Genomic DNA, 19,391 nt, shown 5'->3' with positions numbered 1-19,391 from the left:
ATTTCCTTTGGATTGTTTAAACCGCCCGGAGGCGTTACATAGACAAACTAGAGTCGTTACTGCTTGAGGCACTAAGATAAAAATCGGCAGAGAAGCGGTATTCAACGTGAACGTCTTTACTCAGAACTTCTTTACTGAAAATGCCACACATATACAGAACTGTACCTCGTTTTACCCAGATGCGTTATCACATACTCTGTAATCAATGGCAAGCCATTTTTAATCACTGATGGACATGTAGCACATATTTGAAACGGTTAAACGCGTTGGCCATCGCCTGAAGCGAAAATAAGTTGATAGCCACGCTATTTTCTGCTCTGTATTTTACGCCTTCCACAACCGGGGTGTATCCCTGTGCATTGTGGCCAAGCAATAACAACCTGAACCCGATTATTGATCATTTATCCGCTGGCGGTAAGCGCCGGAACACGATAAATGATAATTATTATGCGATTTTATCAGCTTATAACAGCATAGCAATGCCGGTTTTCAGCTTATGAAAAAGCGTTATTTGACTTAAGTCATAAGGTTATCTTTTTAACGCTCTGTTTTTAAAGATAAAGTTGACGCTGCCGTTTATCGTCTTTCCGCCTTCGCCTCATGGCTGCCGGGGCAGGCCCCCTCACACTCTGTGCCTTTCTCTCCCCGCGCTTTGCAGCGCCCTGTCACCCTTCCCCTTCTACCCGCAGATTGTGACAGTCTGATGAAAACTCAGGGGTTTACCCGCCAGCGCCCGGTGCACCGGGGTACCCATCAGGGTGCAAAGGCTCCCTGAGATGGTGCATGCTTCCCGGCAGGTTTACCCCGTATATTTTATTCCAGATAAAGAGAAGCGCCGGCCATAATAATGATGCCGCGCCGGATAAGTAAAAAGCGCACGTATAAACGCTGGGCTATTAACGCATCGCCTGTTTAAAACATAAAAGCAGAGGATGATAAAATTCACCACTCCGCTGTTATAATTATGAGAAAATATCATCATAAATTAAATAACCTTCTCATCACCGCACACCCATTATTATTCTGCTTTTTCTCACAATTACAGCTTACCAGGCATTGATAAGAAATTTTTCAGGTTTTACCCGCAATTTATGCCTGTTAATGGCAGTGTGATGGGGTCTGGCCATGCCTGCCCTTCTCAGAGGCGCTTTCGCCTGCCCGGCCGGACAGCAGGCGCAAGGCCAACAGACGCCTGAAATCCCTACAGTTAGCAAGCCTTCCTGCCGGGCTGGGCATGGCAGCCCAGCCAGATGACTGTAATTCTCATTAAACCCGTTAACTTAAACAAATTGATAACATTTAGCCGCCCTGACCCGCCTGCATTATTTCTCATTACACGTTTCTGAAAAACGGCAATTTCAGGGCGGCGCGGGGTTTATTGCTGCGGGGACGGCGAAGTAACCGGTAAAGATAAATTAATACGGCCGCCGATTTTCAGCGCGCAAAACGCCTGGTCCGATATATTTTCAGCGGAAATAGCCTGCTGCAAAATGCGGGGCGGCTCATCCAGAGATTCGTCCGCTAATTCAAACACTCCCCAGTGAATCGGGATAGCGCGGCGGCAATTGAGCTGCTTAAACAATTGGGCCGATTGCTGCGGGTCCATGTGTTGCGGCCCCATGAACCACCGTGGTGCATAGGCACCGATAGGTAAGGCCGCCAGGTCAAACGGCCCCAGCCGCTCGCCAATCTGATGCAGCAGCGGCGTGTACCCGCTGTCCCCGGAGAAATAAAGGCGCAGCGACGGGTGGGTCACCACCCAGCCACACCACAACGACCGGTTACGATCCCACAGCGTGCGCATGCTCCAGTGTTGCGCTGGAACGCAGTGGAAAGCCAGCCCGGCATGGTGCTGAACATCCCACCAGTCCAGCTCTTCTACCTGCCGTGCGCCGCGTCGGGTCAGCCATGTTTTCATGCCTAACGGCACGAGAAAGGTCACACCGGGGAAACGTTTAAGCAACTTTTTGACCGTTTGCTTGTCAAGATGATCATAGTGATTGTGCGAAAGCAGCACCACATCAACAGGCGGCAACTGGTCAACGTCTGCCGCCACCGGGGTTTTCCGGCGTGGCCCGTAAAAAGCAAGGGGTGAGGCCCGTTTGGAAAGGGCCGGGTCCGTCAGGATATAGCGGCCCTGAACACGGAACAGGATGCAGGCGTGGCCCAGCCACCAGGCGGCATCTTCACTGCCGCTGAAATCGGGCTGCTGCCACCAGTCGGCGATGAACCGGGCGTAGCCCTGTTCCGGCGGTTTAGGCAGCCCCTGCTGCTTGCGCTCCTCCTGCCAGCGCCGGAAATCCCCTTCACCGCGTGTCTGTGTCTGTTGCGGGTTACGGAACCCCTCAGGCGTGTGGTGGGCTTTGCTGGCATCGTAATAACGGTTTTTGTGGGCCATCGCGGTGCTCCCTGGCAAATAGGCCTGTCAACGGAATGCGGGCAGGCAGCATGGCCGTTCAGCCCATGCCTGACCAGGAAAGTGGTAACACAAAGGGGGCCGTGAGGGCACCCGTTAAATGTTTTGAATTTGTTAATAGCCCGGCGGGCGCCTTCTCTTCACCCCGCGGGCACGACAGGGCCGTTGCCCTGTCCCTACCGGATATCTGTAAGGAGTGAAGATGAATCAGCAAGAGAAGTGTTCCCCCCACCCGCGGGCAAAACGGCGCAGTTCACCGCTGGCCCTGCTGCGCCGGGGCGTCAGCCGCGCCTGGCAGCGCAGCACCCTGCCTGCGCGCAGCGTCGCCGTGTTGAAAATGATCGTCAATGGGCTGGTGTTAACCCTGATTATGGCGAGTGTCGTGGTGATTGACGTGGTGGCCACGCTGATCCATGCGCTCTGCCGGCTCTCCGGCGGCCGCAGCCTGCGTGACGCCGGCCACCATGCCCCGTGAGTTATTCATTATGTGCCGGACAGTAAAAAGCCAGCCTCACGGCTGGCTTTAACCGGGTGCGGGCGGCTCAGGCAGCGGCCATCCCGCACAGTTTGCTGAGATTGCGCGCCCCCGCCATGACGGTGGCAACATACGACTGCCGCCGTGTCACCACCTCAACGGCCACCCGGGCCCCTTTGTAATTAACCAGATAAGTAGAAGGCCAGCCCTGTCGGCGTCGGCCATAGGCTTTTTCGTGGCTGTCGATGGCAGCATGGGCCACGACCAGATGGGAGAGATTTTTATCGCCTTTGATGATGCGCTTCATAATGGACTCCGCCTTAGACAATTCTGTCACAATGAAGAAACATTAATCAGTTGAAAGGTCTGACTTTTTAACTCACCCTATTTATATAGCTTAATTTCAGGCGCCTTGCAGCATCGGCATCTGGCTCAGTAAAAAACACTCCATCGCGGCCCGCAGCGGGCAGGTATTGTAGGCCAGCCACTCGCCGGTGGGGTTAGTGATGCACGCCACCCACTGCTGGCCGGGGTTATCGGTCGGGAAGCGCAGGTTGATGCGGTAATTACAGATGATAGGCCAGGCGTCGGCCGGATTGTTGCAGTAATCCTTGCCCTTCATGCCGCCGTACGGGTACCACTTGTCGGGGTTTTCGCCGGTAAGCTCGGCGATAGTGCGATTAATATCGCTGTCGTGTTCTTCAGACCAGTCAATCATCAGGAAACCTCGCCCTGTTAAAGAGTGGCCTCAGCTTACGACGGCATTACGTCACTTTTATGACAGGTAACGGGGAGAGGAGGAGTGGGAGAGAAAGGCGCGGAACAGGCGGGAGCCTGCTCCGCAGAGGGTCAGCGTTCCGGCACAAAGCCTTTGAAGTGGAGGATCGCCTCCTCCTGAAGCGGCGGGGCCTCTGCCCCCCCACGCCCGGCCAGCTGGGTCAGCAGCTCCGTCTGGCGGCGCTGCTGCTCCGCAATCTCCGTCAGCAGCCGGATCTGCTCATTGGCCCTGACGCTGGCGCGGTTCACCATAAACCAGACCACCAGCAGCAACAGGGCGCTCAGCAGTGATAACGCCAGCGATAACCCACCCGACGAATCCAATAAAAAAGTCAACATGGCTTGTCCTGCCAGCAAAAATAACCAGGCGCTTATCCTACCATCCGCCGGGCAGCGCTGAACAGCACTGCCCTACCAGGGGATAAAAGAGGTGACGGAACACATGCCGAGGGTGAAGTTGCCGCCCTGATCGCAGTAGCTGTTCAGTGCGAGCAGATAAAGCGCGATGCAAGCCACCCCGATAACGACGGCAGTTGCCAGCATTTTTAATTTCAAACCGATGCCCCCTGGCCGCTGAGATAATGACGTATGCTACGCACCCTATCTTAAACCGGGGTTTAACTGATGCCGCATTGGCTCCGGCCCTGGCCGGCGGGCGGCCTTACACCGCGCCGTGGGTGGTACGCATCAAAAAACCCGCCGTGGCGGGTTTTTCTTATTCAGCGGCGGTGAATTTCAGGTCAATCAGCGCGATGGCTTTCTGAACCGCCCGTTTGGTGACTGCATCAGCACCCGCCGGGTGGCGGTCAAAATCGATGCTTTTCAGCTGGTGGGACATTTTATCGCGCACCTCAGCCGGGGCGATGACGTCAATCACATCCAAAATCTGTTTAATCACCAGCTGGCAGGCGACCAGGTCGGAGACCAGCTCCTGATCCTGCGTCAATAAGTCTGACATGCTTTACCTCAGTTTAATCAAGTGCTCTGTTTAGCAACCGCAGTACCACGTGTTGCGGCGGCAAGCATACCACGCGTTTACGCCGGGCTGAAAACAGAAAACCCGCCGCAGCGGGTTTCCGGGGACCATCAGTTTCATGTGAGGATTAGTTCGCCACTGCGAGCACCAGCCACGCTACCGTGCACCAAAAAGCAACACAACCGGCCAGAACATACGATAAAGGTGATTGAATCATATAGTGCATAACGACCTCGCATCGACAACTGTGTTATGGAATTATCTCCAGGGAGATTAAGATTAATCTTACACCATAATCCGAGGTGCGGGGCTGATTTGCCGGATAATTACTGCAATAGCCCCTGGCTATTTTCCGAAATGTTGCCGGTGTCACAAACCTGGCATCTTACTGTGCATTTTTACCCTCGCTGGTGCCGGCAGGATAACAATAATGTGCAATTTTGGGGCACTGCCTCAAGGCGGCGCAGTGGCCTGCACCGCGCCGGAAGCGTTAACCGGCTATGCTTGAGGCATGGAAAAGCGTGGCCAGCCCGCCCTGGCGTGCCGGTTTTTAACCAAAAGGATCCCTGACGATGTATGCCCTGATTCTGTCGATTTGCTACCTGGGAGGTGGCTGTGATGACCTGGTTATCGACGCCTTTAATACAGAGCAACAGTGCCTGATGGCGATGGATGAACAGCGGCTGCGCCATGCAGCCTGCTACCCGATTGAGGACTTCATTGAGGGCTACGGTTTTCCGGCCGGGGAGCGGGCGGATTTTTAAACAGGGCGCAGGCCTGTAAAATTTCACCCCAGAGGGCGATAAAGGTTGCCTGACGATCCTCAGATGCTAGATTGATGATAATTTGCACATGCCGGGGTGAGGTATGAAGTTCTCGGAACAAGAAATTCAACCGCTGTGGGACGAAGTGGCGCGGATGATCGGTGAGGGGGTCATTACACTGCGGCATCAGGCACGCCCGCTGAGCACGGACGCGCTGATTGATCTGCTGGCACAGCAGCTTTATGCCACCCCGGATACACAACGCCGTATCCTGCTCGGGGCGGCCATCAATATGCTGAAAGACAAAAGCAGAGTGAATTAACGGCGCGGCCATGCGTGCCCCGCCGCATGCTTAGTCGGCAATCGTCAGCTCTGCGGTTTTCAGGCACTTCTCCAGCACCACGTAGTTCTGCCCGTCCAGGAAGAGATAATCGTTAACGATCATCCAGCGCACCATGGCATCAAAATCATCCATTAATGCCCGGGCATCCGCCTCTTCCTGCGCAATGCGCCGGTTTTCTGCGCCGTGGCAGAAGTAGTACTCATAGGCCGGTTCAGTGACGAAAATACTGCTCGGCTCATCCTCTTTATTGCTCAGCCGCTCGATATGCCAGTCACGCCGTGACTCGCCCAGCAACCCGTCGGCCAGCGCGCGGTTCAGCGTCTGCTGGGGGTTGAGATCGTGGGGCTGGGGTAACGCGGCCAGCGCGGCCTGGCGGATAACCTGGTACAACAGGATAAACGTATTCATCGGTAATCAGACGCCCCTCTGTGAGCCGCGCCACCATGGCGGGCTTTCCGGACATGCAAACACACCTTCTTTTGCCCCCGCTTTTTAACATCCGGCCGGGGCGGCGGCAATCCCTGTCTGCACCGGCGGATCAGTCGTTATCGTGCCGGTCGCGCTGGGCAAAGATGAACATGCGCTGGGCCACCTCGTCCGCCCCTTTGATCATGGTGGTCTGGCGGGTGTTGCCCTGGTTTACCGCCCGGTTAAACGCCAGCTCATGCGCCTGTTCAACCAGGGCAATCACTCTGTCACGGGTCGGTTTATCCACGGCACCCAGCAGGGTCGTAATAATGGCCTGATAGGCATGAGACGCATAAGTCAGGCTTTTTTCACGCTGTTCCAGCACCTCAATGCGGGCGGTGAGTTCTTCAAGCGAAGCATGATTTTCCATGGCACTCTCCCTCTGAAACGGGGACATCGTCGAAAAGACGTTGCCTGCGGGCAGGACACCCGCAGGCGATGAAGCGTAGTGATGAAATAAAGTCTAGCAGAGGAACCGCGCAAACGCGGCTTAGCGGCGGGCAATGATCCAGACGGCGTGGATAATCCCGGGGATGTAGCCCAGCAGGGTCAACAGGATGTTCAGCCAGAACGCCCCGCCGAAACCGACCTGCATAAAGACACCCAGCGGCGGCAGAATGATGGCGATAATGATACGAATCAGATCCATAGAGCCTCTCCTTTTTGTCGTCAGCTTCTTTAAGCGTAGACGATTTCACTGAGTAATCAAGGCTATACAAAATTTTACAAACGCCCTGCGGCCTCAGGGCGTGATAACCCGCGCCAGGCCGGGCGCATCCTGCCCGGCCTGCCCGCTCAGCGCTGTTCGTCCCGCTGATCCACGTCGTCGGCATCCTGATGGGCAGGAATAATGTTGTTCTGGTAAAAAGCGACCTCTTCGCCCTGCTTCAGCTCCCACTGATCAAAAGGAATATCTGACGACGGCGAGACCACCACCACATTCCCGATCAGCGCCTCACCTTCACGGCGCGCCAGCATCACATCCAGCAGATAAACATGGGTCAGGTCACGGGTTTCCAGCCGCACAATATCCCCTGCCACTACCCTGTGGGTGCCGGCCGGGTGTTGGGTCGTAAACTGCACATCCGTTCTCATGGTGTCGCTCCTTTTTTATGGGTAACTATCATAAGGATAGATGATACTGCGCCGCCTTGCCGCCCGATCTTGCACTGCCGCGCCGGGCAGAAACGGCCGGCCCCGGCCTCAGCGGTAGAGCACCGCCTCTGACACCCACTGGTTCGGCACCTGCGTCGGGTCAACGCGGGTCACGAAGTAGTAATGGGCCCCGGCCGCATCCGCTTTTTTCTGGATCAGCTCCGCCGCGCTCATCGGGTTGCCGTACACCGTCACCGAGGCGACGCCCACTTGCGTCAGGTTGGCGGTCTGTTCACGGCGGATCTCCTGGGCGTGCGCCCCCGGCGACAGGGTGCCGAGCGGCGCGCGTTCGGTCAGGCTACAGGCGCTCAGGCTGAGCGCCAGCAAAACAGGCAGCGCGAGGTTCATTCGCTTCATGATCTTATTCCATTAGGGGAAGAATCGCCCAGCATACCGCTGTGCGGCCACTGCCCGCCACCCTCTTTCATCACCGGCAGGCGGCGGCAGTTTAAATAAAAGCTAAACAAAAACGTCATAATAATTGCGACACCCCTCATAAAACACTAAGTGGGGTAGTCCCTCCTTCCGGGGGCGGTGTAATATCGCTTCTAATCGCAACTTCCTTTTCTTTTCTTCTTCTACGGCGTGTTTAACCCATCCCGTGCATAGTGAGGATACGCCCTGTGGCAATGAGTTTCCCCGCACTGTTTTCCCTGCTGCTGTTTGCCGTGTCGATTGCCATCTGCCTGCGTAAGGGCATTACCAACCTCTTTTGGCTGGTGGGCCTGCTGGCGACCTCGCTGGCGTTTATTTTGCTGAACCTGATCCACTACGCCAGCAACTATTTCACCGGCAACGGCATCAATGACTCGGTGCTCTATACCCTGACCAGCAACCTGGAAGGCGCGGGGATGGGCAAATACCTGCTGCCGGGGCTGGCGCTGCTGGGCGGGCTGGTGCTGCTGTTCTGCGCCGTATTGTGGGTGTTGCTGCGTGCGCGGCGTCTGAAGAACCGCCCGGTCTACAGCCTGATCGCCTTCGCGCTGGTCAGCGCGTCGCTGGTCATCACCCCGGCCACCGGGGAGATCTACACCATGATCAAATCCCGGCACGCGGACAAGGGCGAAGAGTTCTACACCTACTATAAAATCCCCTCGACGCTGATCAGCGGGAAAAAGCGCAACCTGGTCTATATCTATGCGGAAAGTTTTGAGCGCACCTATTTTGATGAGCAGGAGTTCCCGGGGCTGACGCCGGATCTGGCCGCCGTCAAACAGCAGGCGCTGGATTTCAGCCAGACGGAGCAGCTGCCCGGCACCGGCTATACCATCGCCGGGATGGTGGCGTCGCAATGCGGCATCCCGCTGTTTGCCCCGTTTGACGGCAATGCCGCCGGGTCTGTGGAGGGGTTCTACCCCGGTAAAATCTGCCTGGGCGACATCCTGAAAGCCTCCGGCTACGCCCTCTCCTTCTATCAGGGGGCGGATCTGGCGTTTGCCGGCAAAGGGCAATTTTTGACATCGCACGGGTTTGATCAGGTCTTCGGCCGCAAAGAGCTGCAGCCGCGGCTCAAAGACCCGGCCTACGTCAACGACTGGGGGCTGTATGACGACAGCCTGCTGGACCAGGTCTATCAGCAGTTTGAGACACTGTCGGAAAAGGGGCAGCCGTTCGCCCTGTTTACCCTGACGGTGGACACCCACCACCCGGACGGCTACGTCTCACGCAGCTGCCGCAAAAACGCCTACATGGACGGCGGCAAAGAGAATAAATCCCTGAGTGCCATCCTCTGTAACCAGGAGACAGTGGCAAACTTCATCCGCCGGATCCAGCAGTCGCCCTACTATAAAGACACGGTGATCGTGGTCTCGTCCGACCATCTGGCGATGAACAACACCGCCTGGAGCCGGCTCACCCGCCATGACCGCAAGGATCTCTTCTTTATCCTCGACGGCAGCGGCGCGCAGCACGGCGTGAATGACCAGCCGCGCAGCACGCTGGACAACGGTGCCACGGTGCTGGATCTGCTCGGCGGGGACAACTTCATCGGCCTCGGCCGCAGCACGCTCTCCAACACGTCGCTGGTCGCCACCACCCCCACCCTGAGCGACAAAATCACCGCCTGGGTGCCGGCGCTGATTGAGCTGTGGGGCGTGCCGAAAAGCATCACCCGTTATCAGGTTGACCCGGCCCACCACCGCTTCTCCTTCTCCGGCAGCACCTTTACCTACCCGCTGGTGCTGAAGATCGGCAACCGTAAAATTGAGCCGAAGTTTGAGACCTACCTGCTGGCCCCGCTGACGCAGCAGCTCTCCGAGTTCCGGCCCGGCGAACTCTTTGTCTGGGTCGACGCCTGCGCGCGCATCAGCCTCATCTGGCCCGGCTCGCCGCCGTCCGGCCTCTGTCTCGCCTCCGGCAAGCTGGGGTCACGCCCTGACATCCGGCAGATCGCGGAACAGGGTGACCAGGGCACGGTGCGTTTCCCGCTCGACAAACACAGTGACACCCTCTACCAGCAGACGGTGGCGCAGCTGAAACAGGCGACGCCACCGGCGGAAAAAGGGTAAAAAAAACGGGAGCCGCAAGGCTCCCGTTTCTCAGGCGTGATGACAATTACATGTTGCTGATGATGTCGTCGCCGAACTCGCTGCATTTACGCAGGGTGGCGCCGTCCATCAGGCGTTCAAAGTCATAGGTCACGGTTTTGGCCGCAATCGCGCCTTCCATGCCTTTCACGATCAGGTCTGCTGCTTCGAACCACTGCATGTGGCGCAGCATCATCTCAGCGGAGAGGATCACGGAGCCCGGGTTCACTTTGTCCTGGCCGGCATACTTCGGCGCCGTGCCGTGGGTCGCTTCGAACAGGGCGCACTCGTCACCGATGTTGGCACCCGGTGCGATGCCGATCCCGCCGACCTGTGCGGCCAGCGCATCAGAGATGTAGTCACCGTTCAGGTTCATACAGGCGATCACGTCATATTCAGCCGGGCGCAGCAGGATCTGCTGCAGGAAAGCGTCGGCGATCACGTCTTTGATGACGATCTCTTTGCCGCTGTTCGGGTTCTTGATCTTCACCCACGGGCCGCCGTCAATCAGCTCACCGCCGAACTCGTCGCGGGCCAGCTGGTAGCCCCAGTCTTTGAAGGCACCTTCGGTGAATTTCATGATGTTGCCTTTGTGCACCAGGGTCAGGGAGTCACGGTCGTTGGTGATCGCATACTCAATGGCCGCACGCACCAGGCGCTTGGTCCCCTCTTCGGAGCACGGCTTCACGCCGATACCACACTGCTCTGGGAAACGGATCTTCTTCACGCCCATTTCGTTCTGCAGGAAGTTGATGACCTTGTCCGCTTCCGCAGAACCGGCTTTCCACTCGATACCCGCATAGATGTCTTCGGAGTTCTCACGGAAAATCACCATATCGGTGTCTTCCGGGCGTTTCACCGGGCTTGGGGTGCCCTGGTAGTAACGCACCGGACGCAGGCAGATGTAGAGATCAAGCTGTTGACGCAGGGCCACGTTCAGGGAGCGGATACCGCCACCGACCGGGGTGGTCAGCGGGCCTTTGATGGCCACACGGTATTCACGGATCAGGTCAAGGGTCTCTTCCGGCAGCCAGACATCGTCGCCGTACACTTTCGTAGATTTTTCGCCGGTGTAAATTTCCATCCAGGAAATTTTACGCTCACCCTTGTAAGCTTTCTCAACCGCTGCATCCACAACCTTGATCATGGCGGGGGTAACATCGACGCCGATACCGTCACCTTCGATGAACGGGATGATCGGGTTATGCGGAACAACCAGTTTACCCTGAGCATCAACCGTAATTTTATTACCTTCCGCCGGAACAACTACTTTGCTTTCCATTAACCTCTCCTTCAAAGCGCACTTTGTTAATGATTTGTAAGATGCGTGTCAATACTACTTGAATATTCACCCCGCGCCAATCTGAAACCGTTATCCGCTATAATGCGCCTATTGTGAACAACGTTAAAGAACATGAAAAAATTCCCTGTTAAAAATCACCACGTTAAACGATTCAGCGCCCCGGCTGCCGCCGCGAAAGAAAAAACCAGCGGCCCGCGGCGGATTGTGCTGTTTAACAAACCCTTCGATGTCCTGCCGCAATTTACCGATGAAGCCGGGCGCGCCACGCTGAAAGATTTCATTCCGTTGTCCGGGGTTTACGCCGCCGGGCGGCTCGATCGCGACAGCGAAGGGCTGATGGTGCTGACCAATGACGGCAAACTTCAGGCACAGCTCACCCAGCCGGGCAAACGTACCGGGAAAATCTACTATGTTCAGGTAGAGGGCGAGCCGGACGAGGCCGCGCTGGCGGCGCTGCGCCACGGCGTGACGCTGAAAGATGGCCCGACCCTGCCCGCCGGGGTGGAGCGGGTCGCGGAGCCTGAGTGGCTCTGGCCGCGCAACCCGCCGATCCGCGAGCGCAAGGCGATCCCCACCGCCTGGCTGAAGATCACCCTCTATGAGGGGCGCAACCGGCAGGTGCGGCGGATGACCGCCCACATCGGCTTCCCGACCCTGCGGCTGATTCGCTACGCGATGGGCGCGGCCACCCTGGGCAATCTTGCGCCCGGCGAATGGCGTGAGGTCACGCACCTTTAGCCCTGTGTTATCTGTTCAAGGAGAATGTATGTTCAAACCCCATGTCACCGTGGCCTGCGTGGTACAGGCCCAGGGCAAATTCCTGGTGGTCGAGGAGACCATCCGCGGCAAGGCGCTGTGGAACCAGCCCGCCGGGCACCTGGAAGCGGATGAAACGCTGGTCCAGGCGGCGGAGCGTGAGCTGTATGAAGAGACCGGCCTGCGCGCCTCTGTGCAGCACTTCCTGCGGCTGCACCAGTGGATCGCGCCGGACAACACGCCGTTCCTGCGCTTCTGCTTTGCGATCGACCTGCCCGCTCCGCTGCCCACCGCGCCGCAGGACAGCGACATCGACCGCTGCCTCTGGCTCCCGGCCGGAGAGATCCTCCACGCCCCTAACCTGCGCTCGCCGCTGGTGGCCGAGAGCCTGCGCTGCTGGCAGCAGCCGGCACGCTACCCGCTCTCCCTGCTGTCGGCGTTCCACTGGCCGTTTCCGCAGTAGACAATTTGTGTGATTGTTACATTCTGCGGTGCAGCCGCCCCGGCAACGTGGTAAAATCCGGCGCTCATTTTTAACAGGCATGGCCGGCCTGCCCCGCAGCCCCGCCATGCCGTGCGGCACGCGCGCGCTGCGCTGCCGCCTGGTATACAGGCTCGTGAGATTCCCATGTCAGATAACAGTCAGAAAAAAGTAATCGTCGGCATGTCCGGCGGCGTCGATTCCTCGGTTTCCGCTTACCTGTTGCAGCAACAGGGCTATCAGGTGGCCGGGCTGTTTATGAAGAACTGGGAAGAGGACGACAACGAAGAGTACTGCACCGCCGCCACCGACCTGGCCGACGCGCAGGCGGTGTGTGACAAGCTCGGCATCGAGCTGCACACCGTGAACTTTGCCGCCGAATACTGGGACAACGTGTTTGAGCTGTTCCTGGAGGAGTACAAGGCCGGGCGCACGCCGAACCCCGATATTCTCTGCAACAAAGAGATCAAGTTCAAAGCCTTCCTGGAATTTGCCGCCGAAGATCTGGGCGCGGACTACATCGCCACCGGCCACTATGTGCGCCGCCAGGATGTGGACGGCGTCAGCCGTTTGCTGCGCGGCGTCGACGGCAACAAAGATCAGAGCTACTTCCTCTACACCCTGAGCCACGAGCAGATCGCCCAGAGCCTGTTCCCGGTGGGTGAGCTGGAGAAGCCGGAAGTGCGCCGCATTGCGGAAGCGCTGGATCTGATCACCGCGAAGAAAAAAGACTCCACCGGCATCTGCTTTATCGGTGAGCGCAAATTCCGTGACTTCCTCGGCCGTTACCTGCCCGCCCAGCCGGGCCGCATCGTCAGCGCCGACGGCGTCGACATGGGGCAGCACCAGGGGCTGATGTACCACACCCTCGGCCAGCGCAAAGGGCTGGGCATCGGCGGCGTCAAAGATGGCGGCGAAGATCCGTGGTACGTGGTGGACAAGGATGTGGAAAACAACATCCTGGTGGTGGCGCAGGGCCATGAACACCCGCGCCTGATGTCCACCGGCCTGATCGCCCAGCAGCTGCACTGGGTTGACCGCCAGCCGCTGACCGGCCCGCTGCGCTGCACGGTGAAAACCCGTTACCGCCAGCAGGACATCCCCTGCCTGGTCACGCCGCTGGATGATGAGCGCATTGAGGTGCGCTTTGATGAGCCGGTGGCGGCCGTCACGCCGGGCCAGTCCGCCGTGTTCTATCTGGATGAGGTTTGCCTCGGCGGCGGCATCATCGAACAACGTATTCAGGGGTAACTGTGGCGAAAAACTACCATGACATCACGCTGGCGCTGGCCGGGATCTGCCAGTCCGCGCGGCTGGTGCAGCAACTGGCCCAGGAGGGCCAGTGCAACCGTGACGCCCTGGCGGTGTCGCTGAAAAGCGTGCTGGAAACCAACCCCGCCTCGACCCTGGCCGTGTTCGGCAATGACCCCGGCAACCTGATGCTGGGGCTGGAGACGCTGATGGGCGTGCTGAACGCCAACCGCCAGGGGCCGGGCGCGGAGCTGACCCGTTACACCCTCAGCCTGATGGTGCTGGAGCGCAAGCTCAGCGCCAGCAAGGGCGCCCTCAACACCCTTTCTGACCGCATCAGCCAGCTTGAACGCCAGCTGGTGCATTTCGATCTGGAGTCCGACACGCTGATGAGCGCCATGGCCGCGATTTACGTCGACGTGGTCAGCCCGCTTGGGCCGCGCATCCAGGTCACCGGGAACGCCGCGCTGCTGCAAAACCCTGCCATCCAGGCGCGGGTACGTGCGGCGCTGCTGGCCGGCATCCGCGCGGCGGTGCTGTGGCAGCAGGTGGGCGGTGGCCGCCTGCAATTGATGTTTTCGCGTAACCGCTTGTTCGAACAGGCCAAACAGATTCTCGCCCAATGTTAACTATCACACCCCTGGAGTTGCTACCGATGGAATTATCCTCACTGACCGCCGTTTCCCCCGTTGATGGACGCTACGGTGATAAAGTCAGCGCGTTACGCGCTATTTTCAGCGAATTTGGTTTGCTGAAATTCCGCGTGCAGGTTGAAGTACGTTGGCTGCAAAAACTGGCCTCCTGCACCGGCATCGCCGAAGTTCCTGCATTTGATGCCGACGCAAACGCTTTCCTTGATGAGATTGTCGCCCGTTTCAGCGAACAGGACGCGCAGCGCATCAAAGAGATTGAGAAAACCACCAACCATGACGTCAAGGCGGTGGAGTATTTCCTGAAAGAGAAAGTGGCTGCTGTCCCGGCTCTGCACGCGGTGTCTGAATTCATCCACTTCGCCTGCACCTCGGAAGACATCAACAACCTCTCCCACGCGCTGATGCTGAACACCGCGCGCGACGAGGTGGTGCTGCCCTACTGGCGTAAGCTTATCGATGCGCTGAAAGCGCTGGCCCATGAGTACCGCGACATCCCGCTGCTCTCCCGCACCCACGGCCAGCCGGCAACGCCCTCTACACTGGGCAAAGAGTTCGCCAACGTCGCCTACCGCATGGAGCGCCAGTACCGCCAACTGGCCCAGGTGGAGATCCTCGGCAAAATCAACGGCGCGGTCGGCAACTATAACGCCCACCTGGCCGCTTACCCGGACGTGGACTGGCACCAGTTCAGTGAGGAATTTGTCACCTCTCTCGGCATCACCTGGAACCCCTACACCACCCAGATTGAGCCGCACGACTACATCGCCGAGCTGTTCGACGCCATCGCGCGTTTCAACACCATCCTGATCGATTTCGACCGCGACATCTGGGGCTACATCGCCCTGAACCACTTCAGGCAGAAGACCATCGCCGGCGAGATTGGCTCCTCCACCATGCCGCACAAGGTCAACCCGATCGACTTCGAAAACTCCGAAGGCAACCTCGGCCTGGCCAACGCGGTGCTGGGCCACCTGGCGAGCAAACTGCCGGTCTCCCGCTGGCAGCGTGACCTCACCGACTCCACCGTGCTGCGTAACCTCGGCGTCGGCATCGGCTATGCAGTGATCGCCTACCAGGCCAGCCTGAAAGGCATCAGCAAGCTGGAAGTCAACGAAGCCAACCTGGCCTACGAGCTGGACCACAACTGGGAAGTGCTGGCGGAGCCGATCCAGACCGTGATGCGCCGTTACGGCATCGAGAAGCCGTATGAGAAACTCAAAGAGCTGACCCGCGGCAAGCGCGTGGACGCCGCCGGGATGCAGGCCTTCATCGACGGCCTCGCCCTGCCGGACGAGGAGAAGACCCGCCTGAAAGCCATGACGCCGGGTAACTACCTCGGCCGCGCGGTGCAGATGGTTGATGACCTGAAATAAGCCCACCCGGCATTACGCTTCGTCCCATCGGGCGGCCTTCACGGCCGCCCGTTTTTTTCTGCCCCGTCCGTTGATACCGTGTTTAGCCGATGCCCCGGCGGTTTACCTGTGGTTTACCTTCCCCGGCGATAATAGGCGCGGTCAGCCGCGAGAAAAGTCGCGGGCAAACGGCGCACATCCTGCCATAATGGCGGGCTGAGCCTGACACCCGGCAACATACTCATGGCAGCATTTCAGAGGAAACAGGTATGCGCGTTTTGGTCGTGGAAGATAATGCCCTGTTGCGCCACCATCTGGCGGTGCAGATGCGGGAGATGGGGCATCAGGTAGATGCCGCGGAAGATGCCAAAGAGGCGGACTACTTCCTGCATGAACATGCGCCGGACATCGCGATTGTCGATCTCGGCCTGCCGGGCGAGGATGGCCTGAGCCTGATCCAGCGCTGGCGCAGCCACCAGACCACGCTGCCGATTCTGGTGCTGACCGCCCGTGAAAGCTGGCAGGACAAGGTGGCGGTGCTGGAGGCAGGGGCGGATGACTACGTCACCAAGCCTTTCCACCTGGAAGAGGTGATCGCCCGGATGCAGGCGCTGATGCGCCGCAACAGCGGGCTGGCGTCGCAGATCATCAGCCTGCCGCCGTTCCAGGTGGATCTGTCGCGCCGTGAGCTCAGCATCAATGAGCAGCTGATCAAGCTGACGGCGTTTGAGTACACCATCATCGAGACGTTGATCCGCAACGCGGGCAAAGTGGTCAGTAAAGACGCCCTGATGTTGCAGCTCTACCCGGATGCGGAACTGCGCGAGAGCCACACCATCGATGTGCTGATGGGCCGCCTGCGCAAGAAGATGCAGGCGGGTTACCCGCACGAGGTGATCACCACGGTACGCGGCCAGGGCTACCGCTTTGACCTCCGCTGACGGCTGCCGTGCCTGAGATGCCGCCGCGATGATCCGCCGCACGCCCTTCTCACTCCGCGCCCGCTTTTTGCTGGCCACGGCGGCGGTGGTGCTGGCCCTGTCACTCGCTTACGGGCTGGTGGCGGTGGTCGGCTACATCGTCAGCTTTGACAAAACCGCCTATACCCTGCTGCGCGGCGAAAGCAACCTCTTCTTCAGCCTGGCGCAGTGGCGCAACAACCGCCTGACCATCGCGGTGCCGCCGGATCTCGACCTCAACTCCCCCACGCTGGTGCTGATTTATGACCAGGACGGTACGCTGCTGTGGCACCAGCGCGCCGTGCCGGGGCTGGAGTCCCGCATCCCGCGGGAGTGGCTGCGCAAGGGCGGCTTCTATGAGCTGGACGCCGACCCGCACCTCAGCAGCACGGTGGTGGGCAACAACCCCCACGCCCAGCGCCAGCTCAAGGGCTATGAGCAGGATGAGCCATCGCTGACGCACTCGGTGGTGGTGAATAACTACGCCGCCACCGCCCGCCTGCCGCCGCTGAGCATTGTGGTGATCGACACCATCCCGCAGGAGTTGCAGCGCAGCGACCTGGTCTGGCAGTGGTTCAGCTATGTGCTGCTTGCCAACCTGCTGCTGGTGATCCCGTTGCTGTGGTTGGCCGCGCACTGGAGCCTGCGGCCGATCAAGGTGCTGGCGCGGCAGATCGGCGAGCTGGAGAAGCGCGAGCGCGACGTGCTGGAGGTGACGCCGCCGCAGGAGTTGCGCAGCCTGGTGCGCAACCTCAACCTGCTGTTGAACAATGAGCGCGGGCGCTCCCTGCGCTACCGCACCACCCTCGCCGATTTGACCCACAGCCTGAAAACCCCGCTGGCGGTGCTGCAATCCACCCTGCGGGCGCTGCGCGGCGGCAAACAGCTCACCATAGACGAGGCGGAGCCGGTGATGCTGGAGCAGATCAGCCGCATCTCCCAGCAGATCGGTTACTACCTGCACCGCGCCAGCCTGGACTCAGAAAAAAACGTGCTGACGCGCGAAATCCACTCCGTCTCCGCCCTGCTCGACAGCCTCTGCTCGGCGCTCAACAAAGTCTACCAGCGCAAAGGGGTGGTGCTGACGCTGGATATCCCGCCGGAGCTGACCTTTATCGGCGATAAGAATGACTTTATGGAAGTGATGGGCAACCTGATCGACAACGCCTGCAAATATTCGCTGGAGTTCGTGGAGATCAGCGCCGTCCCGGCGGAGCAGCAGCTGGTGCTGGTGGTGGAAGATGACGGCCCCGGCATTCCGCCCGCCAAACGTGAGCTGATTTTCCAGCGCGGCCAGCGGGCCGATACCCTGCGCCCCGGCCAGGGCATCGGGCTGGCGGTGGCCAGTGAGATCATCGCCCGCTATCAGGGCAGCATCACCCTCAGCGACAGCGCGCTCGGCGGCGCGCAAATGACGGTGGCCTTCGGCCGCCAGCATAACGAGGCTGCGGAATAAACCGCCGCCCGGCGGCTTTTGCGCAGGGAAATGCACGCGCCGCGCGCCGCATCCGTTATACTCGCAGCTAGTCTCCCCCGTTTACTGGAATACACAATGGATTACCAACTTGACCTCGACTGGCATGACTTCCTGCAACGCTACTGGCAAAAGCGCCCGGTTATCCTGAAGCGCGGCTTCAAAAACTTTATCGACCCGATTTCCCCGGATGAGCTGGCCGGGCTGGCGATGGAAAATGAGGTCGACAGCCGCCTGGTCAGCCATGAGGCGGGTAAATGGCAGGTCGGCCACGGGCCGTTCGCCAGCTTTGATCACCTGGGTGAGACGAACTGGTCGCTGCTGGTACAGGCGGTGGACCACTGGCATGAGCCGTCTGCGGCGCTGATGCGCCCGTTCCGCCACATCCCCGACTGGCGCATGGATGACCTGATGATCTCCTTCTCCGTGCCGGGCGGCGGCGTTGGCCCGCACCTCGACCAGTATGACGTCTTTATCATCCAGGGCACCGGCCGCCGCCGCTGGCGGGTAGGCGAAAAGGTGCCGATGAAGCAGCACTGCCCGCACCCGGACCTGCTCCAGGTGGAGCCGTTTGACGCCATCATTGATGAAGAGATGGAGCCGGGCGACATCCTCTATATTCCGCCGGGCTTCCCGCACGAAGGCTATTCGCTGGAGAACGCCCTGAACTACTCAGTGGGCTTCCGCGCGCCGAACGGCCGCGAGCTGGTGAGCGGCTTCGCCGACTATGTGCTGTCACGCGAGCTGGGCAGCAAACGCTACAGCGACCCGGATCTGCCGGCACGTGAGCAGCACGCGGACATCCTGCCGCAGGAGCTGGATGGCCTGCGCGGCATGATGCTGGAGCTGTTGCAGCAGCCGGAGCACTTCGAGGGCTGGTTCGGTGAGTTTATCTCCCAGTCGCGCCATGAGCTGGATCTGGCCCCGCCGGAGCCGCCGTATCAGGCGGGTGAGATTTATGAGTTGTTACAGGGCGGCGAAGTGTTGCAACGCGTCGGCGGCCTGCGGGTACTGCGGATTGGCGATCGCTGCTTCGTGAACGGCGAGCGTATGGAAACTGACCACGCCGCCGCGGCCAATGCGCTGTGCCAGCACTTCACGCTGGACGCCTCCCACTTCGGCGACGCGCTGGATGACCCGTCCTTCCTGGCGCTGCTGGCGGCGCTGGTGAACAGCGGTTACTGGTACTTTAAAGACTAACCTGATTCAGGCTTGCCGGTCAGGCAGGAAGGCCGGGCAGCGTGTGCTGCCCGGCCTTTTTTA

At 59.3% G+C, this 19,391-nt stretch carries 25 protein-coding genes; 12 read left to right on the top strand and 13 right to left on the bottom strand.

The window, feature by feature from the left end:
- Positions 1-34 precede the first annotated feature (34 nt).
- Positions 35-151, bottom strand: coding sequence for a DUF2627 domain-containing protein (locus tag CYR32_RS01530; protein ID WP_072925258.1), 117 nt, complete (start codon positions 149-151; stop codon positions 35-37).
- 1,224 nt (positions 152-1,375) lie between these two features.
- Positions 1,376-2,398, bottom strand: a complete 1,023-nt coding sequence (locus tag CYR32_RS01525; RefSeq protein WP_101821842.1) for an MBL fold metallo-hydrolase — start codon at positions 2,396-2,398, stop codon at positions 1,376-1,378.
- Between the two features lie 220 nt (positions 2,399-2,618).
- Between CYR32_RS01525 and CYR32_RS01520 the strand changes: the two genes are divergently transcribed.
- Positions 2,619-2,891 carry a hypothetical protein gene (locus tag CYR32_RS01520; RefSeq protein WP_101821840.1) on the top strand — a complete coding sequence of 91 codons (273 nt, stop codon included), beginning with the start codon at positions 2,619-2,621 and terminating at the stop codon, positions 2,889-2,891.
- Between the two features lie 67 nt (positions 2,892-2,958).
- On the opposite strand, the gene CYR32_RS01515 is transcribed toward CYR32_RS01520, so the two are convergent.
- The 5 genes from CYR32_RS01515 to CYR32_RS01495 all read right to left on the bottom strand — a co-directional run bounded on the left by CYR32_RS01515 (position 2,959) and on the right by CYR32_RS01495 (position 4,626).
- Positions 2,959-3,198, bottom strand: a complete 240-nt coding sequence (locus CYR32_RS01515) for a DUF4060 family protein (RefSeq protein WP_072925267.1) — start codon at positions 3,196-3,198, stop codon at positions 2,959-2,961.
- Between the two features lie 96 nt (positions 3,199-3,294).
- Positions 3,295-3,609, bottom strand: a complete 315-nt coding sequence (locus CYR32_RS01510; protein ID WP_101821838.1) for a phage protein NinX family protein — start codon at positions 3,607-3,609, stop codon at positions 3,295-3,297.
- Positions 3,610-3,740: 131 nt separating this feature from the next.
- On the bottom strand, positions 3,741-4,007 hold the full coding sequence (locus CYR32_RS01505) for a YebO family protein (protein WP_101821836.1): 267 nt from the start codon (positions 4,005-4,007) through the stop codon (positions 3,741-3,743).
- A gap of 72 nt (positions 4,008-4,079) precedes the next feature.
- A complete protein-coding gene (mgrB, locus tag CYR32_RS01500) occupies positions 4,080-4,211 on the bottom strand; it encodes a PhoP/PhoQ regulatory lipoprotein MgrB (RefSeq protein WP_101822144.1) in 132 nt (43 codons plus the stop codon).
- 172 nt (positions 4,212-4,383) lie between these two features.
- Positions 4,384-4,626, bottom strand: coding sequence for a DUF2766 family protein (locus CYR32_RS01495; protein WP_072925280.1), 243 nt, complete (start codon positions 4,624-4,626; stop codon positions 4,384-4,386).
- A gap of 590 nt (positions 4,627-5,216) precedes the next feature.
- Here CYR32_RS01495 and CYR32_RS01490 point away from each other — a divergent pair.
- Together CYR32_RS01490 and CYR32_RS01485 are read left to right on the top strand one after the other, a co-directional pair.
- A complete protein-coding gene (locus CYR32_RS01490) occupies positions 5,217-5,408 on the top strand; it encodes a YdfD/YebW family protein (protein WP_101821834.1) in 192 nt (63 codons plus the stop codon).
- Between the two features lie 103 nt (positions 5,409-5,511).
- A complete protein-coding gene (locus CYR32_RS01485; protein WP_101821832.1) occupies positions 5,512-5,730 on the top strand; it encodes a hypothetical protein in 219 nt (72 codons plus the stop codon).
- A gap of 30 nt (positions 5,731-5,760) precedes the next feature.
- On the opposite strand, the gene CYR32_RS01480 is transcribed toward CYR32_RS01485, so the two are convergent.
- From CYR32_RS01480 to bsmA, 5 genes are all read right to left on the bottom strand, one after another.
- Positions 5,761-6,159, bottom strand: coding sequence for a hypothetical protein (locus tag CYR32_RS01480; RefSeq protein WP_101821830.1), 399 nt, complete (start codon positions 6,157-6,159; stop codon positions 5,761-5,763).
- 130 nt (positions 6,160-6,289) lie between these two features.
- Entirely contained in the window at positions 6,290-6,589 is a 300-nt protein-coding gene (locus CYR32_RS01475; protein ID WP_101821828.1) for a hypothetical protein, read from the bottom strand.
- A 120-nt stretch (positions 6,590-6,709) separates the two neighbouring features.
- The gene (locus tag CYR32_RS01470; protein WP_101821826.1) at positions 6,710-6,868 is read right to left on the bottom strand and encodes a YqaE/Pmp3 family membrane protein; all 159 of its coding nucleotides are present in this window, start codon (positions 6,866-6,868) and stop codon (positions 6,710-6,712) included.
- A gap of 146 nt (positions 6,869-7,014) precedes the next feature.
- Complete coding sequence (locus tag CYR32_RS01465) at positions 7,015-7,314, bottom strand: hypothetical protein (protein ID WP_101821824.1); 300 nt, start codon at positions 7,312-7,314, stop codon at positions 7,015-7,017.
- Between the two features lie 108 nt (positions 7,315-7,422).
- Positions 7,423-7,731, bottom strand: a complete 309-nt coding sequence (gene bsmA, locus CYR32_RS01460; RefSeq protein ID WP_101821822.1) for a biofilm peroxide resistance protein BsmA — start codon at positions 7,729-7,731, stop codon at positions 7,423-7,425.
- Positions 7,732-8,003: 272 nt separating this feature from the next.
- Here bsmA and opgB point away from each other — a divergent pair, with 272 nt between their 5' ends.
- Positions 8,004-9,881, top strand: coding sequence for a phosphatidylglycerol--membrane-oligosaccharide glycerophosphotransferase (gene opgB, locus CYR32_RS01455; protein WP_101821820.1), 1,878 nt, complete (start codon positions 8,004-8,006; stop codon positions 9,879-9,881).
- A gap of 46 nt (positions 9,882-9,927) precedes the next feature.
- Here the strand turns inward: opgB and icd are convergent, their stop codons facing one another.
- Positions 9,928-11,181 (bottom strand): NADP-dependent isocitrate dehydrogenase, encoded by a 1,254-nt coding sequence (icd, locus tag CYR32_RS01450; protein WP_101821818.1) that lies wholly within the window; start codon positions 11,179-11,181, stop codon positions 9,928-9,930.
- 132 nt (positions 11,182-11,313) lie between these two features.
- Here icd and rluE point away from each other — a divergent pair, with 132 nt between their 5' ends.
- The 8 genes from rluE to CYR32_RS01410 all read left to right on the top strand — a co-directional run bounded on the left by rluE (position 11,314) and on the right by CYR32_RS01410 (position 19,328).
- Positions 11,314-11,940 carry a 23S rRNA pseudouridine(2457) synthase RluE gene (rluE, locus tag CYR32_RS01445; RefSeq protein ID WP_101821816.1) on the top strand — a complete coding sequence of 209 codons (627 nt, stop codon included), beginning with the start codon at positions 11,314-11,316 and terminating at the stop codon, positions 11,938-11,940.
- Positions 11,941-11,968: 28 nt separating this feature from the next.
- Positions 11,969-12,421, top strand: coding sequence for an NUDIX hydrolase (locus CYR32_RS01440; RefSeq protein WP_101821814.1), 453 nt, complete (start codon positions 11,969-11,971; stop codon positions 12,419-12,421).
- 165 nt (positions 12,422-12,586) lie between these two features.
- Complete coding sequence (gene mnmA, locus CYR32_RS01435; RefSeq protein WP_101821811.1) at positions 12,587-13,690, top strand: tRNA 2-thiouridine(34) synthase MnmA; 1,104 nt, start codon at positions 12,587-12,589, stop codon at positions 13,688-13,690.
- A 2-nt stretch (positions 13,691-13,692) separates the two neighbouring features.
- Positions 13,693-14,319 carry a high frequency lysogenization protein HflD gene (gene hflD / locus CYR32_RS01430; protein ID WP_101821809.1) on the top strand — a complete coding sequence of 209 codons (627 nt, stop codon included), beginning with the start codon at positions 13,693-13,695 and terminating at the stop codon, positions 14,317-14,319.
- 26 nt (positions 14,320-14,345) lie between these two features.
- Positions 14,346-15,716, top strand: a complete 1,371-nt coding sequence (gene purB, locus CYR32_RS01425) for an adenylosuccinate lyase (RefSeq protein ID WP_101821807.1) — start codon at positions 14,346-14,348, stop codon at positions 15,714-15,716.
- A gap of 248 nt (positions 15,717-15,964) precedes the next feature.
- On the top strand, positions 15,965-16,636 hold the full coding sequence (phoP, locus tag CYR32_RS01420) for a two-component system response regulator PhoP (protein WP_101821805.1): 672 nt from the start codon (positions 15,965-15,967) through the stop codon (positions 16,634-16,636).
- A gap of 28 nt (positions 16,637-16,664) precedes the next feature.
- Complete coding sequence (gene phoQ / locus CYR32_RS01415; protein WP_101821803.1) at positions 16,665-18,110, top strand: two-component system sensor histidine kinase PhoQ; 1,446 nt, start codon at positions 16,665-16,667, stop codon at positions 18,108-18,110.
- Positions 18,111-18,206: 96 nt separating this feature from the next.
- Positions 18,207-19,328: a ribosomal protein uL16 3-hydroxylase gene (locus CYR32_RS01410; RefSeq protein WP_101821801.1), complete on the top strand. Its 1,122-nt coding sequence runs from the start codon at positions 18,207-18,209 to the stop codon at positions 19,326-19,328.
- The last annotated feature ends 63 nt before the right edge of the window (positions 19,329-19,391 follow it).

Source organism: Chimaeribacter coloradensis (genome assembly GCF_002858715.1).
Classification (GTDB): Bacteria; Pseudomonadota; Gammaproteobacteria; order Enterobacterales; family Enterobacteriaceae; genus Chimaeribacter; species Chimaeribacter coloradensis.
The sequence above is the reverse complement of the archived record's forward strand: the minus strand, read 5'-3'. Positions and strand labels throughout refer to the sequence as shown.

Coding starts and splice junctions, on each gene's coding strand:
- CYR32_RS01530 (WP_072925258.1), bottom strand. CDS start 151: ATGTGTGGCATTTTCAGTAAAGAAGTTCTGAGTAAAGACGTTCACGTT.
- CYR32_RS01525 (WP_101821842.1), bottom strand. CDS start 2,398: ATGGCCCACAAAAACCGTTATTACGATGCCAGCAAAGCCCACCACACG.
- CYR32_RS01520 (WP_101821840.1), top strand. CDS start 2,619: ATGAATCAGCAAGAGAAGTGTTCCCCCCACCCGCGGGCAAAACGGCGC.
- CYR32_RS01515 (WP_072925267.1), bottom strand. CDS start 3,198: ATGAAGCGCATCATCAAAGGCGATAAAAATCTCTCCCATCTGGTCGTG.
- CYR32_RS01510 (WP_101821838.1), bottom strand. CDS start 3,609: ATGATTGACTGGTCTGAAGAACACGACAGCGATATTAATCGCACTATC.
- CYR32_RS01505 (WP_101821836.1), bottom strand. CDS start 4,007: ATGTTGACTTTTTTATTGGATTCGTCGGGTGGGTTATCGCTGGCGTTA.
- mgrB (WP_101822144.1), bottom strand. CDS start 4,211: ATGCTGGCAACTGCCGTCGTTATCGGGGTGGCTTGCATCGCGCTTTAT.
- CYR32_RS01495 (WP_072925280.1), bottom strand. CDS start 4,626: ATGTCAGACTTATTGACGCAGGATCAGGAGCTGGTCTCCGACCTGGTC.
- CYR32_RS01490 (WP_101821834.1), top strand. CDS start 5,217: ATGTATGCCCTGATTCTGTCGATTTGCTACCTGGGAGGTGGCTGTGAT.
- CYR32_RS01485 (WP_101821832.1), top strand. CDS start 5,512: ATGAAGTTCTCGGAACAAGAAATTCAACCGCTGTGGGACGAAGTGGCG.
- CYR32_RS01480 (WP_101821830.1), bottom strand. CDS start 6,159: ATGAATACGTTTATCCTGTTGTACCAGGTTATCCGCCAGGCCGCGCTG.
- CYR32_RS01475 (WP_101821828.1), bottom strand. CDS start 6,589: ATGGAAAATCATGCTTCGCTTGAAGAACTCACCGCCCGCATTGAGGTG.
- CYR32_RS01470 (WP_101821826.1), bottom strand. CDS start 6,868: ATGGATCTGATTCGTATCATTATCGCCATCATTCTGCCGCCGCTGGGT.
- CYR32_RS01465 (WP_101821824.1), bottom strand. CDS start 7,314: ATGAGAACGGATGTGCAGTTTACGACCCAACACCCGGCCGGCACCCAC.
- bsmA (WP_101821822.1), bottom strand. CDS start 7,731: ATGAAGCGAATGAACCTCGCGCTGCCTGTTTTGCTGGCGCTCAGCCTG.
- opgB (WP_101821820.1), top strand. CDS start 8,004: ATGAGTTTCCCCGCACTGTTTTCCCTGCTGCTGTTTGCCGTGTCGATT.
- icd (WP_101821818.1), bottom strand. CDS start 11,181: ATGGAAAGCAAAGTAGTTGTTCCGGCGGAAGGTAATAAAATTACGGTT.
- rluE (WP_101821816.1), top strand. CDS start 11,314: ATGAAAAAATTCCCTGTTAAAAATCACCACGTTAAACGATTCAGCGCC.
- CYR32_RS01440 (WP_101821814.1), top strand. CDS start 11,969: ATGTTCAAACCCCATGTCACCGTGGCCTGCGTGGTACAGGCCCAGGGC.
- mnmA (WP_101821811.1), top strand. CDS start 12,587: ATGTCAGATAACAGTCAGAAAAAAGTAATCGTCGGCATGTCCGGCGGC.
- purB (WP_101821807.1), top strand. CDS start 14,346: ATGGAATTATCCTCACTGACCGCCGTTTCCCCCGTTGATGGACGCTAC.
- phoP (WP_101821805.1), top strand. CDS start 15,965: ATGCGCGTTTTGGTCGTGGAAGATAATGCCCTGTTGCGCCACCATCTG.
- phoQ (WP_101821803.1), top strand. CDS start 16,665: ATGATCCGCCGCACGCCCTTCTCACTCCGCGCCCGCTTTTTGCTGGCC.
- CYR32_RS01410 (WP_101821801.1), top strand. CDS start 18,207: ATGGATTACCAACTTGACCTCGACTGGCATGACTTCCTGCAACGCTAC.